Source organism: Janthinobacterium sp. FT14W (assembly GCF_009208755.1).
Taxonomy (GTDB): domain Bacteria; phylum Pseudomonadota; class Gammaproteobacteria; order Burkholderiales; family Burkholderiaceae_D; genus Janthinobacterium; species Janthinobacterium violaceinigrum.
This window is the reverse complement of the sequence record NZ_WFLL01000001.1, coordinates 19,296-33,970: the sequence shown is the minus strand read 5'-3', so window position 1 is coordinate 33,970 and position 14,675 is coordinate 19,296. Positions and strand designations below refer to the sequence as shown.

11 protein-coding genes are annotated in these 14,675 nt (G+C 63.7%); 1 reads left to right on the top strand and 10 read right to left on the bottom strand.

Features of this window, described 5'->3' with window-relative positions:
- Positions 1-58: 58 nt before the first annotated feature.
- The 4 genes from secD to queA all read right to left on the bottom strand — a co-directional run bounded on the left by secD (position 59) and on the right by queA (position 4,753).
- Entirely contained in the window at positions 59-1,924 is a 1,866-nt protein-coding gene (secD, locus tag GCN74_RS00135; protein WP_152254780.1) for a protein translocase subunit SecD, read from the bottom strand.
- Positions 1,925-2,020: 96 nt separating this feature from the next.
- Positions 2,021-2,353 (bottom strand): preprotein translocase subunit YajC, encoded by a 333-nt coding sequence (gene yajC / locus GCN74_RS00130; RefSeq protein WP_152254779.1) that lies wholly within the window; start codon positions 2,351-2,353, stop codon positions 2,021-2,023.
- Positions 2,354-2,549: 196 nt separating this feature from the next.
- Positions 2,550-3,689, bottom strand: a complete 1,140-nt coding sequence (gene tgt, locus GCN74_RS00125; RefSeq protein WP_152254778.1) for a tRNA guanosine(34) transglycosylase Tgt — start codon at positions 3,687-3,689, stop codon at positions 2,550-2,552.
- Between the two features lie 2 nt (positions 3,690-3,691).
- On the bottom strand, positions 3,692-4,753 hold the full coding sequence (queA, locus tag GCN74_RS00120; protein ID WP_152254777.1) for a tRNA preQ1(34) S-adenosylmethionine ribosyltransferase-isomerase QueA: 1,062 nt from the start codon (positions 4,751-4,753) through the stop codon (positions 3,692-3,694).
- A 199-nt stretch (positions 4,754-4,952) separates the two neighbouring features.
- On the opposite strand from queA, the gene recG reads away from it, so the two are divergent.
- The gene (gene recG, locus GCN74_RS00115; RefSeq protein WP_226938793.1) at positions 4,953-7,055 is read left to right on the top strand and encodes an ATP-dependent DNA helicase RecG; all 2,103 of its coding nucleotides are present in this window, start codon (positions 4,953-4,955) and stop codon (positions 7,053-7,055) included.
- On the opposite strand, the gene GCN74_RS00110 is transcribed toward recG, so the two are convergent.
- Genes GCN74_RS00110 through pyrC form a run of 6 tightly spaced genes read right to left on the bottom strand, consistent with a single transcriptional unit; the run spans position 7,052 to position 14,629 of the window.
- Complete coding sequence (locus GCN74_RS00110; RefSeq protein WP_226938818.1) at positions 7,052-10,369, bottom strand: DEAD/DEAH box helicase; 3,318 nt, start codon at positions 10,367-10,369, stop codon at positions 7,052-7,054. The genes recG and GCN74_RS00110 overlap by 4 nt on opposite strands.
- Before the next feature lie 27 nt (positions 10,370-10,396).
- Positions 10,397-10,522 (bottom strand): hypothetical protein, encoded by a 126-nt coding sequence (locus tag GCN74_RS29495; RefSeq protein WP_257620246.1) that lies wholly within the window; start codon positions 10,520-10,522, stop codon positions 10,397-10,399.
- Positions 10,522-11,736 carry an MFS transporter gene (locus GCN74_RS00105; RefSeq protein WP_152254775.1) on the bottom strand — a complete coding sequence of 405 codons (1,215 nt, stop codon included), beginning with the start codon at positions 11,734-11,736 and terminating at the stop codon, positions 10,522-10,524. The genes GCN74_RS29495 and GCN74_RS00105 overlap by 1 nt, the downstream gene beginning before the upstream one ends.
- An 11-nt stretch (positions 11,737-11,747) precedes the next feature.
- On the bottom strand, positions 11,748-12,737 hold the full coding sequence (locus GCN74_RS00100; RefSeq protein ID WP_152254774.1) for a Gfo/Idh/MocA family protein: 990 nt from the start codon (positions 12,735-12,737) through the stop codon (positions 11,748-11,750).
- Position 12,738: 1 nt separating this feature from the next.
- Positions 12,739-13,557: a DUF3025 domain-containing protein gene (locus GCN74_RS00095; protein ID WP_152254773.1), complete on the bottom strand. Its 819-nt coding sequence runs from the start codon at positions 13,555-13,557 to the stop codon at positions 12,739-12,741.
- 7 nt (positions 13,558-13,564) lie between these two features.
- Entirely contained in the window at positions 13,565-14,629 is a 1,065-nt protein-coding gene (gene pyrC, locus GCN74_RS00090) for a dihydroorotase (RefSeq protein ID WP_152254772.1), read from the bottom strand.
- Positions 14,630-14,675 lie beyond the last annotated feature (46 nt).

Sequence of the window (14,675 nt, the reverse complement as noted above, 5' to 3'; positions counted from 1 at the left end):
CGGCTGGGCCGCCGGACGCTATCGCTGTTGACGCTATTCGGTAAGTCGGAGCCCTGGCTTATTTGCTCGTGCCCGGCACCCATACCGTGCCGATCGACAGGGTCGTCAGCTTTTTCTTGCGGCCATACCAGAGGTTGACCACGCCGCGCGAGACGAAGACGGAGGAGAACATCGAGGTCAGAATACCCAGGCAATGCACAACAGCGAAGCCGCGCACGGGACCGCTGCCGAAGGCCAGCAGCGCCAGGCCGACGATCAGGGTGGTCACGTTCGAGTCCAGAATCGTGGCCCAGGCGCGGTCGAAGCCGGCGGCGATGGCCGCTTGCGGCGTATTGCCGGCGCGCAGCTCTTCGCGGATACGTTCATTGATCAGCACGTTGGCGTCAATCGCCATGCCCAGCGCCAGCGCGATAGCGGCGATACCGGGCAAGGTCAAGGTCACCTGGATCATCGACAGCAGGCCGACCAGCAGCAGCAGGTTGGTGGCCAGGGCCAGCACGCTGAAGGCGCCGAACAGCATGTAGTAGGCGATCATGAAGATGGCGATGGCGATGAAGCCATACAGGGTCGAATGGAAGCCCTTGGCGATGTTTTCCGCGCCCAGCTGCGGTCCGATCGTGCGTTCTTCGATGACGGTCATCGGTGCGGACAGGGCGCCCGAGCGCAGCAGCAGCGCCAGTTCATTCGCGTTTTCCGCGCCGCCCATGCCGGTGATCTGGAAGCGCGAGCCGAGTTCCTGCTGGATGGTCGCGACGGACAATACTTCCGGCTTGCCCTTTTCAAACAGCACGATGGCCATGCGCTTGCCCACGCGCTCGCGCGTCGCTTCGCGCATCTTGCGGCCGCCGTCGCCATTCAGGTCGATCGACACGGCCGCTTGCTGGTTCTGGTCGAAGCTGGCCGTGGCGCTGGAGATGTAGTCGCCCGTCAGGATCACGTCTTTCGCCAGCACGACAGGTACGCCCTTGCCAACCGTAAACAATTCCGAGTTGAACGGGATGGCGCTCGACAGTTCGGTGCCAGGCACGATGGTTTCATCGACCAGGCGCACTTCCAGGGTGGCCGTGCGGCCGATGATGGCTTTCGCGCGGGCCACGTCCTGTACGCCAGGCAGTTGCACCACGATACGGTCAGGACCTTGCTGCTGGATCAGCGGCTCGGCCACGCCCAGCTCGTTGACACGCTTGGACAGGGTGGAGATATTCTGTTTCACGCCTTCATCGATGGTTGCTTTCAGGGCGGCCGGCTTCAGGGTGATGTTCAGTTTCAGGTCGCTGCCTTCGCCCGCATCGGCGAACGCCAGTTCCGTCATCTGGTCGGACAGCACGTTCTTTGCTTTCAGGCGCGTTTCCGCGTCGCGGAAGTTGATTTGCACGCTATCGCCCACGCGCTCGATGCCCGCATGGCGGATATTCTTGTCGCGCAACACGCTACGCGCGGCGGACTGGACGCCCTGGACTTTCTTGTTCAGTACGGCTTTCGCATCGACCTGCATCAGGAAGTGCACGCCACCGCGCAAGTCCAGGCCCAGGAACATGGGCAAGGCATGCAATTTTTGCATCCACATCGGGGTATTGGCTTGCAGGTTGACCGTCACGATGAACGCGGGATCGGTGGAATCGGGATTCAAATCCTTTTCCAGCACCAGTTTTGCCTTGAACTGGGTATCGGGATCGGCAAAACGCACGCGCACGGAGGCCAGGTTGCCGGCACCATCCATGGTGACGCCTTCCGACTTGACGTTCTCTTTCGTCAATATTTGCTCGACTTGCGCCATCAGCTCGCCCGTCACTTTGACAGTCGACTTGCCGCTGGTTACTTGCAGCGCCGGTGACTCACCGAAATAATTGGGTGCCGTATAGAGTGCGCCCAGCAATAAGGCGACGACGATGATGATGTATTTCCAGGCAGGATAGCGATTCATAGTGATTCAGCGTTCAGTGTTGAGCGTCGGAGGCGTCGCGAGGGGCGGCGGATAGCCACCCCGGTCTATCATTGCCGAGGCAATGACAGCGAGGAATTACAGCGCCTTCAGGGTGCCTTTAGGCAGCAAGGTGGTAATGGAGCTCTTTTGCACCGTGATTTCGGTGCCGGTCGCCACTTCGATAGTGACGTAAGCGTCCACTACCTTGACAACGCGGCCCAGCATGCCGCCGGCGGTGACGACTTCGTCACCCTTGGTCAGCGCGTCCATCATCGCCCGTTGTTCTTTGGCGCGTTTTTGCTGTGGGCGGATCATCAGGAAATACATGACCACGAACATCAATACCAGCGGCAGGAAGCTGGTCAGGTTGCCGCCGAGGCCCAGGGCGTCGGTTGGGGCTTGCGCATAAGCGTTGGAAATGAAAAACACGGTGACTCCAGTTCTAATCAGTTTGAAAAAATAGCGCTGTATTCTAGCATTGGCCATACGCCATAAGCCGAATTGCAGGCATGGCAACTTTAAATGGGGCTAAAAAAGCATTATGCAACGCTTTATCGCCCCAGTCCAAGCACCAATACACAAAACTTCCCGCCATGCGGCAGCCAGGGCTCAAGCTAAGCTTTTCTTAAGTTCCCCGTGCGCGTTCCGCATGGAATTGCAAGATAAATGCGTGGAAACGGTCCTCGTCCAGCGCCTCGCGCATCTGGCGCATCAGGTCCAGGTAGTAATGCAGGTTGTGGATGGTGTTCAGGCGCGCGCCCAGGATTTCCTTGGAACGGTGCAAATGGTGCAGATACGCGCGCGAGAAGTTGCGGCAGGCGTAGCAGCTGCACGTCTCGTCCAGCGGCGCCTGGTCTTCCTTGTACTTGGCGTTCTTGATCTTGATGTCGCCAAAACGGGTAAACAGCCAGCCATTGCGGGCATTCCGCGTCGGCATGACGCAGTCGAACATGTCGATGCCGTTCGACACGCCCGCCACCAGGTCTTCCGGCGTGCCCACGCCCATCAGGTAATGGGGCTTGTTGGCCGGCAGGCGCGGGCCCACGTGGGCCAGCATGCGCATCATGTCTTCCTTCGGCTCGCCGACGGACAGGCCGCCGATGGCGATGCCGGGGAAATCGATCTCTTCCAGCTTGGCCAGCGACTCGTCGCGCAGCATTTCAAACATGCCGCCCTGCACGATGCCGAACAGCGCATTCGGGTTCTCGCCGCGGTGGAACTCGTCCTTCGAGCGCTGCGCCCAGCGCAGGGACATGCGCATGGACTTGGCCGCTTCCTCGATGGTGGCCGGGCGGCCGGCAATCTCGTACGGCGTGCATTCGTCAAACTGCATGACGATGTCGGAGTTCAGCACGCGCTGCACCTGCATCGACACTTCCGGCGACAGGAACAGCTTGTCGCCGTTGATGGGCGAATTGAAATGCACGCCCTCTTCCGTGATCTTGCGCATGGCACCCAGCGAAAACACCTGGAATCCGCCCGAATCGGTCAGGATCGGCTTGTTCCAGCCCATGAAACCGTGCAAGCCGCCGAATTTCTCCATGACGGTGTTGCCAGGACGCAACCACAAGTGGAAGGTGTTGCCCAAGATAATCTGCGCGTCGATCTCGTTGAGTTCCAGCGGCGACATGGCTTTCACGGAACCGTAAGTGCCCACTGGCATGAAGATCGGCGTCTGCACGACACCGTGGTTGAGTTTCAAGGTGCCGCGGCGTGCCTTGGTCAGGCCGCTCGTGTCGGTCTTGAGGAGGGTAAATTCCAGCATTCTTATTCTTTCACGGTATGGGTAAGGTTCAGCGGAAGCGGCGCGCGCGATTGCGTAGTGAGCAGCATCGCATCGCCATAGCTGAAGAAACGGTAGTTCTGTGCGATCGCATGCGCGTAGGCGCTGCGGATCGGCGCATAGCCGGCAAAGGCCGACACCAGCATCAGCAGGGTCGATTTCGGCAAATGGAAGTTGGTGATCAGGCGCGTCACCGTCTTGAACGCATAGCCGGGCGTGATGAACAGGGCCGTATCGGCGCTGCCCGCCACCAGCTGGCCGCTTTGCGACGCCGATTCCAGCGCGCGCAGGCTGGTCGTGCCGACAGCCACCACGTCGCGTCCCGCCAGTTGCGTGGCGCGCACGGCGTCGACGGTCTCCTGCGGCATGGTGTACCACTCCGTATGCATCTTGTGCTCGGCCAGCACTTCCGTGCGCACGGGCTGGAAGGTGCCGGCGCCCACGTGCAGGGTCACATAGGCAAAGTTGACGCCCTTGGCCTTCAGCTGATCGAGCAGGGCCTGGTCGAAATGCAGGCCCGCCGTCGGTGCCGCCACGGCGCCGGGCACCTTGTTGAACACGGTCTGGTAGCGCGTCTCGTCAAATGCGTCCGCATCGTGCTCGATGTAGGGCGGCAGCGGCAGCCGGCCATGCGCCTCGATCAGCTCGAACACGTCGGCGTCGAAGTGCAGGGTAAAAAATTCGCCGGCGCGCTGGCCGACCGTCACGTCGAAGGCGTCGGCCAGGCGGATGCGGCAGCCGGGCGGCGGCGACTTCGACGCGCGCACCTGGGCCAGCACGGTGCGCTCGTCCAGCACGCGCTCGACGAGGGCCTCGATCTTGCCGCCGCTTTCCTTGACGCCAAAGAAGCGCGCCTTGAGCACGCGCGTATCGTTCATCACCAGCAGGTCGCCCGCTTGCAACAGCCCGACGATGTCGGCGAACTGGCGATCGGCCAGGGCCTCGCCGTCCAGATGCAACAGGCGCGAGGCGCTGCGCTCGGCCAACGGAGTTTGCGCAATGTTTTCTTGCGGCAAATTAAAATCGAAATCGGAAAGCGAATACATGCGTTTTGCTTCAAAAGTACGTCAAAAATGATTAGGAGTGCGCAATGGAACATCTGGCACTATACTGTGCGCCTATACAGGCATTACAATAATCCGCCGCAACACGCGATGACTGCGGTACGCACAGGGTGTGCCGGACAACCCTCTATTTTACGCTAGCGGCATAAAAACCTGCGCTAATGGCACCAAAACCTTGCATATGTCCGATCCAACGCCCGATCTTCCTCCCATAGCCAATCCCGCCGCGAAGCCGAAAGCGGCCAAAAAGGTGGTCAGCACGGAAAGCCGGCTGGCCAGACTGGGCTTGCGCACGGATATGGACCTGGTGCTGCACTTGCCGATGCGCTACGAGGACGAGACCAAGGTCTATACCATCCGCGACGCCTGCCTGCGCGGCGGCGAATCGTGGCAGGTCGAGGGCATCGTCACCAAGTGCGAAGTCAATTTCAAGCCGCGCAAGCAGCTGCTGGTGACGATCGCCGACGAAACGGGCAATTTGCTGCTGCGCTTCATGAATTTCTACGGCAGCCAGGTCAAGCAGCTGGCCGAAGGCACGCGCGTGCGCGCGCGCGCCGAACTCAAACACGGATTCTTCGGCGCCGAGATGGTGCACCCGACCTACAAGGTGGTCAACGAGGGCGCGCCGCTGCCCACGGCGCTCACGCCCGTGTATCCATCGGGCGAAGGCCTGTCGCAGCACGTGCTGCGGCGCGAGATCGCCGACGCCATGCGCCGCATCGACTGGCAGGACACCTTGCCCGAGCATCTGCTGCGCCAGATGCAGCTATCGCCGTTCCGCGCCGCCGTGCACCTGCTGCACTATCCGCCGCAGGACATCGATGAAAGCGCGCTGATGGACCGCTCGCACCCGGCCTGGGTGCGCATGAAGTTCGATGAACTGCTGGCGCAGCAGCTGTCGCTGAAACGCGCCCAGCGCGCGCGCCGCTCGAAAGGCGCGGCCTCCCTGCCCGTCGTCGGTCCCCTCTCGGAAGCCTTCGGCGCCGCCCTGCCCTTCAAGCTGACGGGCGCGCAGGCGCGCGTGCTCGAGGAGATCCGCACCGACCTGCGCCAGCCCTATCCCATGCAGCGCCTGCTGCAGGGCGACGTCGGCAGCGGCAAGACGGTGGTCGCCGCCCTGTCCGCCACGCAGGCCATCGACAGCGGCTACCAGGCCGCGCTGATGGCCCCCACGGAAATCCTGGCGGAGCAGCACTTCCGCAAGATCGCCGCCTGGATGGAGCCGCTGGGCGTGAAGGTGGCCTGGCTGACGGGCAGCCTGAAGAAAAAGGAAAAGGCGGCGGCGCTGGCCCTGATCGAATCGGGCGAGGCGCAGCTGGTGATCGGCACGCATGCGCTGATCCAGGACAACGTGCTGTTTGCCAGACTGGGCCTGGTGATCGTCGACGAGCAGCACCGCTTCGGCGTGGGCCAGCGCCTGACCCTGCGCAACAAGGGTGACAGCGCGGCCGTGCCGCACCAGTTGATGATGTCGGCCACGCCGATCCCGCGCACCTTGGCCATGACGTATTACGCCGACCTGGAAGTGTCGGTGATCGACGAGCTGCCGCCCGGGCGCAGCCCCATCGTCACGCGCGCCATCGACCAGAACCGGCGCGACGAAGTCATCGCCCGCGTGTATGCGGCCGCGCTGGAAGGCCGGCAAGTGTACTGGGTCTGTCCGCTGATCGAGGAATCGGAGGCGCTGCAGCTGCAGACGGCCACCGACACCTACATGATGCTGGCCGAAGCCCTGCCCGCGCTGCAGGTGGGCCTGGTGCACGGCCGCCTGAAGCCGGCGGAAAAGCAGGAAGTGATGGATGCCTTCATCGCCGGCCATATCCACGTGCTGGTGGCCACCACCGTCATCGAGGTGGGCGTGGACGTGCCGAACGCTTCGCTGATGGTGATCGAACATGCCGAGCGTTTTGGCTTGTCGCAGCTGCACCAGCTGCGCGGGCGCGTGGGGCGCGGCTCGGCGGCCAGCGTCTGCCTGCTGCTGTACCAGGGTCCGCTGGGTGGCGTGGCGCGCCAGCGCCTGATGACCATGCGCGAAACGACGGACGGCTTTGAAATCGCCCGCCGCGACCTGGAAATCCGCGGCCCCGGCGAATTCCTTGGCGCGCGCCAGTCCGGCCAGGCCATGCTGCGTTTCGCCGACCTGGAAACGGATCAATGGCTGGTCGACCAGGCGCGCGACGTGGCGCACGATCTGCTGCACGCCGCCACGACGGCCGCCGCCGCCACCGTGGAAGCGCATTTGGCGCGCTGGCTGGGTGGCAAGGAAGAGTTTTTAAAAGTCTAGACGCTTTTCAAGGGTGCGAAAATCGCCTGCAGGTCGTCTTGCGTGATCGCCAGCGCTTGCGCCGGACCTTGCGCCAATACGGCATCGGCCAGTTCGGCCTTGCGACGCTGCATTTCCTGGATTTTTTCCTCCAGCGTGCCTTTGGCGATCAATTTGTAGACGAACACCGGCTTGTCCTGGCCGATACGCCAGGCGCGATCCGTGGCCTGGTTTTCCGCTGCCGGATTCCACCAAGGGTCGTAATGGATCACGGTATCGGCAGCGGTCAGGTTCAAGCCCACACCGCCAGCCTTCAGGCTGATCAAAAATAGCGGCACACTACCTTGCTGGAAGGTGTCGACCTGCGCGCTGCGATCCTTGGTATCGCCAGTCAGCAAGGCATAGGCGATACCGCGTTCGCGCAACTGCGCTTCGATCAGTGCCAGCATGCTGGTAAATTGCGAGAACACCAGCACTTTGCGCCCTTCCGCCAGCAAGGCTTCGAGCATTCCCATCAATTCCAGCAACTTGGCCGATGGCGCGGCGCCCTTCTTGCCGGCATTCGCCACCAGGCGCGGATCACAACATACCTGGCGCAATTTGAGCAGGGCTTCGAGGATCACGATCTGGCTACGCGCCAGCCCTTTCGCGGTAATCGCCGCGCGTACTTTCTTATCCATGGCAAGGCGCACCGTCTCGTACAGGTCGCGCTGCGCGCCGGCCAGTTCGACTTCGCGCACCATCTCTGTCTTGGCCGGCAATTCCCTGGCTACCTTGTCCTTGGTACGGCGCAGCAGGAAGGGCTTGAGACGGCGGACTAGGAAAGCATTGCGCGCATGATCGCCCAGCTGTTCTATCGGCTTGCGATACTCGGCATTGAAGCTCTTTTCATCGCCCAGCAAGCCCGGCATCAGGAAATGAAACTGTGCCCACAACTCCCCCAGGTGATTTTGCAACGGCGTGCCCGTCAGGCACAGGCGATGCGTGGCCTGCAACAGGCCCGCCGTCTGCGCGGCCTTCGACCGGTGATTCTTGATGTATTGCGATTCGTCCAGCACCAGCAGATGGAAACGCTGGCCGCGCAAGGCCTCCTCGTCACGCGGCAGCAGCGCATACGTGGTCAGCACCAGGTCGTATTGGCCCATCTGTTCGAAATGCTGCGCGCGCTGTGCTCCATGCAGCAGCAGCACCCGCAAGCCAGGCGCAAAGCGGGATGCCTCATCCTGCCAGTTACCCATCAGGCTGGTTGGCGCAACCACCAGGGCCGGCGCCGTCAAGCGTCCCGCTTCCTTCTCCAGCAGGATGTGGGACAGGGTCTGTACCGTTTTCCCCAGTCCCATGTCGTCGGCCAGGATGCCGGCAAAGTGGTATTCGCGCAGGAACTGCATCCACGCCAGGCCTTCTGCCTGATAAGGGCGCAAACTCGCTTGCAAGCCGCTCGGCGCGGCAAGCGGCGCAACGCCGTCAAAACCGCGCAGCCTGGCGCCCAGCTGGCGTAGCCGCTCGCCGCCCGTCCAGCGCATCTGCACTGCCGCTTCCAGCTCGGCCAGGCGTGCCGCATCGAGCGCCGGCAGGCGCAGGCCGGCACCCAGCCGTTCCTTGAAATACAGCTCGCCCAAGGTGTGCAGAATCGGCTTGATGCGGCTCCACGGCAGTGCCACCTGCATGCCGCCGGGCAGACTGGCAATCAGATGTTCGTCATCGTCGCGCAGGGCCAGCACGGCCGGATAGAAGTGGTCGGGCGCCTCGCGTATCCATTGCAGCAGCACCGGCAGCAAGGGGATGCGCTGCCCATTGACGACGATGCCCAGTTCCAGCTCGAACCACGCATTGCCGCCTTCGGCGTCTTCCGCCACCTCGGCATACCAATCGTCGACCGAGGCCAGATCGTAGCGATAGCCGGGGCCGTATTCGATCAGCCAACCCTGCTGGCGCAAGGCAGGCACGCCATGCGCGGCAAAATCGAGCCAGGCAGCCTGGCTGGGCAATTGCAGGACGCCGGCCACCGAACGCAGCGCCGTTATGCTGGCGTCGGGGGCGATAAAACCGCGCGCTCGCAGCGCGCTCATGGCAGCTTTTTCAGCATCCATATCGCGCTCGATCATCTCGTTGCCATTGGCGTTATGCCGCTGCAGCCGGGACGCGCCATCGGCCGGCGCGCGCATGCCGTCATAATCGAACGCCAGCAGGACAAAGTCGTGCGGCGGCGCGGCGGCGGCATCGCTGTCGATGCTGGCCAACAGCAGGAAAGGACGCGGCGCGATATCGCGCCGAACAATCTTGCGCTGCGCTGGCGGCGGCGCAACGATGCGATCCAGTCCTAGCGCCAGCAGCTCACGCGCCAGTACGGCACGCTGCTTGCCGGCGACGCGCGGCGCGCCGGCCAGCAGCAAATTCAATTCGTTCAGCGCCAGGCCCGCCAAGCCTTCCGGCAAGTGCAGCGGCCCGATCTCTCCAGCCCGAACAAACAGCGCCGGCTCCGTCGCCAGCACATGTTCCAGCGGCGCGCCATCGTCCGACTCCCAGCGCAGGATGACACTGTCGTCTTCCTGTACGGCCCAGGCCAGGCGCGCCTGGCGCGCATCGGCCGCCTGCATCGGCGTCAGCAGGCCGGCCTTCAATTCATCGCGTGTGGCGGCGCGAAACAGCCGCTGCCCTCGCAGCAGATCCTGCAGCAACTCGGCGCCGATGGCGCCGCGCACGTCGGCAATGGCGGTGGAAAACTCGGAACCTCCACGCAGCAGGTAAAACAGATGCGTCGAGTAACGATCAGCCGCCGTCACATAAGCTGGCGGGTGATGACGGATATCGTAGAGGTTTGCCAGCACCGACACGGAGGCAATGGCGCCGCCGACGCGCAGCCGCGCGCGACACAGCAACAGATCCAGGCGTCCCGAAGGGCTTGGCATCAGCACATACACCAGGCGATACATGGATTGCGCCGCAGCGCCTGCACGTTTGACCACGGGCCTGGGTGCGACGGCATGCGCCAGGCCGCGCAACCAGGAAAGCAGAGGTGGCGTCAGCCCATCCTCAGGCACGGCAGCAAGCTGCGGCGGCGCCAGTTCCAGATAGCGCAGCAGGAGCGCCACCACGTGCTTGCAGTTGTAATCCATGGGACAGCTGCATTCGCCGTCGAAATGCATACCACGCTTGCCTGGCTTGATGCGCACCGTTTGCCGGTAGCTTTGGCGGCCACTCCCGCTGACCCGGCCCTTGATCTCATCGCCATCCACCGTAACGGCCAGCACCTTGCCACGGCGCACATAGTCGCGGCCACGATTCAAGGTGCCTGCATCAAAACTGGCGGCGACATCGGCCGCACCAAAAGGAATAATCAACTTGCCCATCCTCGCATTGACCTACATGCACATCCAGAAGCGGTTCGCCAGGTCGAGCATGAAGTCGGGCCGCAGATAGGCCAGGAAGACGATGGCCAGCAGCGCGGCGCCGGCCAGGCGCCATAGCCACGTGCGCCAGCTGGCCATTACGCGGCCACCGCCACGCGCTTGACGGCGCGCTCGTCGATGGGCAGGTTGATCAGCGCGGCAAGCAGGCCCAGGCCGATGGTGATCATCCACACGACGTGGTAGCTGCCCTGGTGCTCGTACAGATAGCCGCCCAGCCAGGCGCCCAGAAAACTGCCCACCTGGTGCGAGAAGAACACCATCCCGGCCAGCATCGACAGGTGCTTCACGCCGAAGATGCCGGCGATGATGCCGTTTGTCAGCGGCACGGTCGACAGCCACAGCACGCCCATGCCGGCGGCGAACAGGTACACGGACCACGCCGACAGTGGCGCCAGCAGGAACACGGTGATGACCACGGCGCGCGTCACGTAGATGGCCGACAGCAGATAGCGCTTGGCGATCTTTCCACCGAGCTTGCCTGCGTAATAGGAGCCGACGATGTTGAACAGGCCGATCAGCGCCAGCGCCGTGACGGCGATGTTCGGATTCATCAGGCCCTGGTCCTTCAGGTAGGCGGGCAAGTGCACGCCGATGAAGACCAGCTGGAAGCCGCAGACGAAATACCCTGCCAGCAGCAGCCAGAACGACCGGCTGGCGATGGCTTCGCCGAAGGCCGCGCCCACGCTTTGCTGCGGGCCGCTGGCGTGCGACACGGGCGGCTCGCGCAAGTAGAAGGCCATCGGAATCATGGCCAGCAGCACCAGCGCGGCCAGCACATAAAAGGCGTTTTGCCAGCCCACGGCGGAAATGAGTTGCTGTTCGACCGGCATCATCAGGAACTGGCCGAACGAACCGGCCGCCGACGAGATGCCGAAGGCCCACGAGCGCTGCTCGGGCGGCGCGCTGCGGCCGATGATGCCGCTGATGGCGCCAAAGGCCGTGCAGGCCAGCGCCAGCCCGATGAAGATGCCGGAACCGACGATGAACAGGGTCGGCTGCGTCACGAGCGCCATCCACACGAGGCCCGCCATGTAGCTGATGGCGCCGACGATGACGACGCGCATGGTGCCGAAGCGGTCGGCCGCCATGCCGGCGAACGGGCCGAAGACGCCCCACATCAGGTTTTGCGTGGCCAGCGCCAGCGAATACGTTTCGCGCGTCCAGCCATTGGCTTGCGAGATCGGCTGCATCCAGAAGCCCAGCCCATGGCGCACGCCCATCGCCAGGGTCAGCACGACGCCGCTGGCGATCAGGACGGTTTTCAGGCTGGGACGCGATGCGTGCAATGTCATGGGATTCCTGTTCACGCCTGGTCGGCTGGGTAAACGAGGCCGATCTGGCCACGCATGGTGTCGAGATTGTGCATCAGCGCCACGCTGTCCGCGTGCGGCATGACGGGGCTTTCCAGCAAGCCGGCACGGATGCAGCGCATCGCCTCGATCGCCTCGTGCGCATAGCCGTTGCCCAGGTGGGGCGCGGCGACCACGCGGCGCTTGCCATCCAGCGTTTCGACGATCAGGTGGTCGGGCTTGTAAAAACGGTTGGGCAGGCGAATCCGCCCCAGGCTGCCGGAAATGCTCATTTCCGTCGGCGTTTGCGCGCGCAGGCTGCAGGCGCAGGACGAGGTGCCGCCGCCCGCATGGAGCAGCGAGAACACGACCTGTTCATCGACGCCGGTGGCGCCCATCTCAGCCAACGCCTGCACCTGCGATACGGGGCCGAGGAAAAACGCCGCCATCGACAGCGGATAGATGCCCACGTCGAGCAGCGCACCGCCACCGAGTTCCGGATTGAACATGCGGTGCTCGGGCGGGAAATTGGCGACAAAGCCGATATCGGCCTGCACCTGCTGCAGCACGCCGATTTCGCCGCTGGCGATGATGCGCTTGGCTTCCTGCACGGCCGGCAGGAAACGGCTCCACATGGCTTCCATCAGGAACAGCTTTTTTTCGCGCGCCAGGTCGGCCACGGCCTGCGCTTCGCGCGCGTTCATGGTGAACGGTTTTTCGCACACGACATGCTTGCCGGCGGCCAGGCACAGCAAGGCATTTTCCGCATGCAGGGTGTGCGGCGTGGCGATGTAGATCACGTCCACGCCGGGGTCAAGGGCCAGCGCCTGGTACGAACCGTGGCAACGCTCGATGCCGAATTCGGCGCCGAAAGCCTGCGCGCCGGCAGCACTGCGCGAAGCGACCGCCACCAGCTGCGCACCGGGCGCATCACGCAAGCCATTGGCCATCGCGCGGGCGATCTTGCCTGTGCCGAGGATGCCCCAGCGGACGGTATTTTCCATGCTATTGCTCTCTTTCTGCGCCTGCTGCCTTGCGCTTCGGGCGGAACACCGCCGCGTCATTGTAAAAATCGTCGTCCTGGTCTGCGCACCAGCCGGGCAAACCGAGCACCGGCAGCGGCGTGAAGTCCGCCGTGGTGAGGCCTTGCTGCGCCAGGTCCTGCGCCACCCGCTCGTCGAGCCAGGCGCGCCGCGCTACATCGTCGAGCGCAAAGTAGGTGTCGCCCGCGAAGATCACGCGCGTGTGCGCCGTGATGGCCTTGCGCGGCGCCACCAGTTTTTCCATCAGCGCGTGGCCGAACAGCCAGACGTCGGCGTCGCCGCCGGCGCCGAATTTATCGCGCTGCGCAATGAATGCGCTGCGCCAGTCATGCCCGCGCAAAGCCGCTTCCAGCGCGCGCCCCGCGTCGCTGTCGCGCAGTACCAGCAGGGCGGAATTTTCGTCAAAGATCGTCGCGCCGTCGCGCGCGGGTCCCCGCGATTTGCCCACGCCGGACAGGGCGATCTGCGCCGCCTGCAGCGCGTTCAGCTGCCGCTTGATGCGGGGGAAGGTAAGCCACACGAGCGCGTTGAAAAAATCGTGCAGATTGTCGCGCGTGGGCACGCCGCCCGTCGCGCCGATGAACGCTTCATAGGCCACGCCTTCGGGCAGGTCCGCTTGCGGCACGAAGGCCAGCGGCAGACCGGATGGATTGCGCAGGTCGAGCGCCCGCGCCTGCCCGTTGAGCGCGGCGATCACCGTGTCGCGCTGCAGGTCCAGCTGCCGTCGCGCCGGCAGCACCGTGGCAAACCAGGGGCGGGTCCAGTCTATCGATGGCAGCATGGAGCGATTACACCATTTTCCAGTTGATCTGCTCGCCCGCGTTGAGCGGAATCACATGGCTGTCGCCCAGCGGCAGCGAGGCCGGCAAGGTCCAGCTTTCGCGCTTCAGGGTGATGGTGTCCGTATTGCGCGGCACGCCGTAGAAGGCGGGGCCGTGGAAGCTGGCGAACGCTTCCAGCTTGTCGAGCGCGCCGGCGCGTTCGAACGCTTCGGCATACATTTCCATCGCATGCAGGGCCGTGTAGCAACCGGCGCAGCCGCAGGCCATTTCCTTGGCGCCTTGCGCGTGCGGCGCCGAGTCGGTGCCGAGGAAGAAACGCTCGTCGCCGCTGGCGGCGGCCGTCATCAACGCCAGGCGGTGCTCTTCGCGCTTGAGAATGGGCAGGCAGTAGTAATGGGGGCGGATGCCGCCCTTGAAAATCTCGTTGCGGTTGTACAGCAGATGATGCGCCGTGATGGTGGCGGCAATCGGGCCTTCCGCTTCGGCCACGTACTGCGCCGCATCCTTGGTGGTGATGTGCTCGAACACGACGGACAGGGCCGGGAAGGCGCTGCGCAGCGGGCGCATCACGCGTTCGATGAAGACGGCTTCGCGGTCGAAAATGTCGATTTCCGGATCCGTCACTTCACCGTGCACGAGGAAGGGCATGCCCACTTCCTGCATCACCTCGAGTACCTTGTAGCAGTTCTTCAAATCCGTCACGCCCAGGTCGGAATTCGTCGTGGCGCCGGCCGGATACAGTTTCACGGCCTGCACGATGCCGCTGTCCTGCGCGCGGCGGATTTCGTCGGGCGAGGTGTTGTTCGTCAGGTACAGCACCATCAGCGGATCGAAATTCACGCCTTCCGGCACGGCCGCCAGGATGCGCTCGCGGTAGGCGGCAGCATCGGCCGTGGTGGTAACGGGCGGTTTCAGGTTCGGCATGACGATGGCGCGGCCGAACTGGCGCGCGCTGTGCGGCAGCACGCTGGCCATGACGGCGCCGTCGCGCAGGTGCAAATGCCAGTCGTCTGGACGGGTGATGGTGATGGAGGATGGAACGGCGGTCTGGGTGTGATCGAGTGTGGACATGGCGGCTGCTCTCAGGCGGTCATTGCGAATAGCGCCATTTTACCAG

Excerpts from the sequence above, each read along its gene's own strand:
- secD (WP_152254780.1), bottom strand. The coding sequence starts at position 1,924 with ATGAATCGCTATCCTGCCTGGAAATACATCATCATCGTCGTCGCCTTA.
- tgt (WP_152254778.1), bottom strand. The coding sequence starts at position 3,689 with ATGCTGGAATTTACCCTCCTCAAGACCGACACGAGCGGCCTGACCAAG.
- queA (WP_152254777.1), bottom strand. The coding sequence starts at position 4,753 with ATGTATTCGCTTTCCGATTTCGATTTTAATTTGCCGCAAGAAAACATT.
- recG (WP_226938793.1), top strand. The coding sequence starts at position 4,953 with ATGTCCGATCCAACGCCCGATCTTCCTCCCATAGCCAATCCCGCCGCG.
- GCN74_RS29495 (WP_257620246.1), bottom strand. The coding sequence starts at position 10,522 with ATGGCCAGCTGGCGCACGTGGCTATGGCGCCTGGCCGGCGCCGCGCTG.
- GCN74_RS00105 (WP_152254775.1), bottom strand. The coding sequence starts at position 11,736 with ATGACATTGCACGCATCGCGTCCCAGCCTGAAAACCGTCCTGATCGCC.
- GCN74_RS00100 (WP_152254774.1), bottom strand. The coding sequence starts at position 12,737 with ATGGAAAATACCGTCCGCTGGGGCATCCTCGGCACAGGCAAGATCGCC.
- GCN74_RS00095 (WP_152254773.1), bottom strand. The coding sequence starts at position 13,557 with ATGCTGCCATCGATAGACTGGACCCGCCCCTGGTTTGCCACGGTGCTG.
- pyrC (WP_152254772.1), bottom strand. The coding sequence starts at position 14,629 with ATGTCCACACTCGATCACACCCAGACCGCCGTTCCATCCTCCATCACC.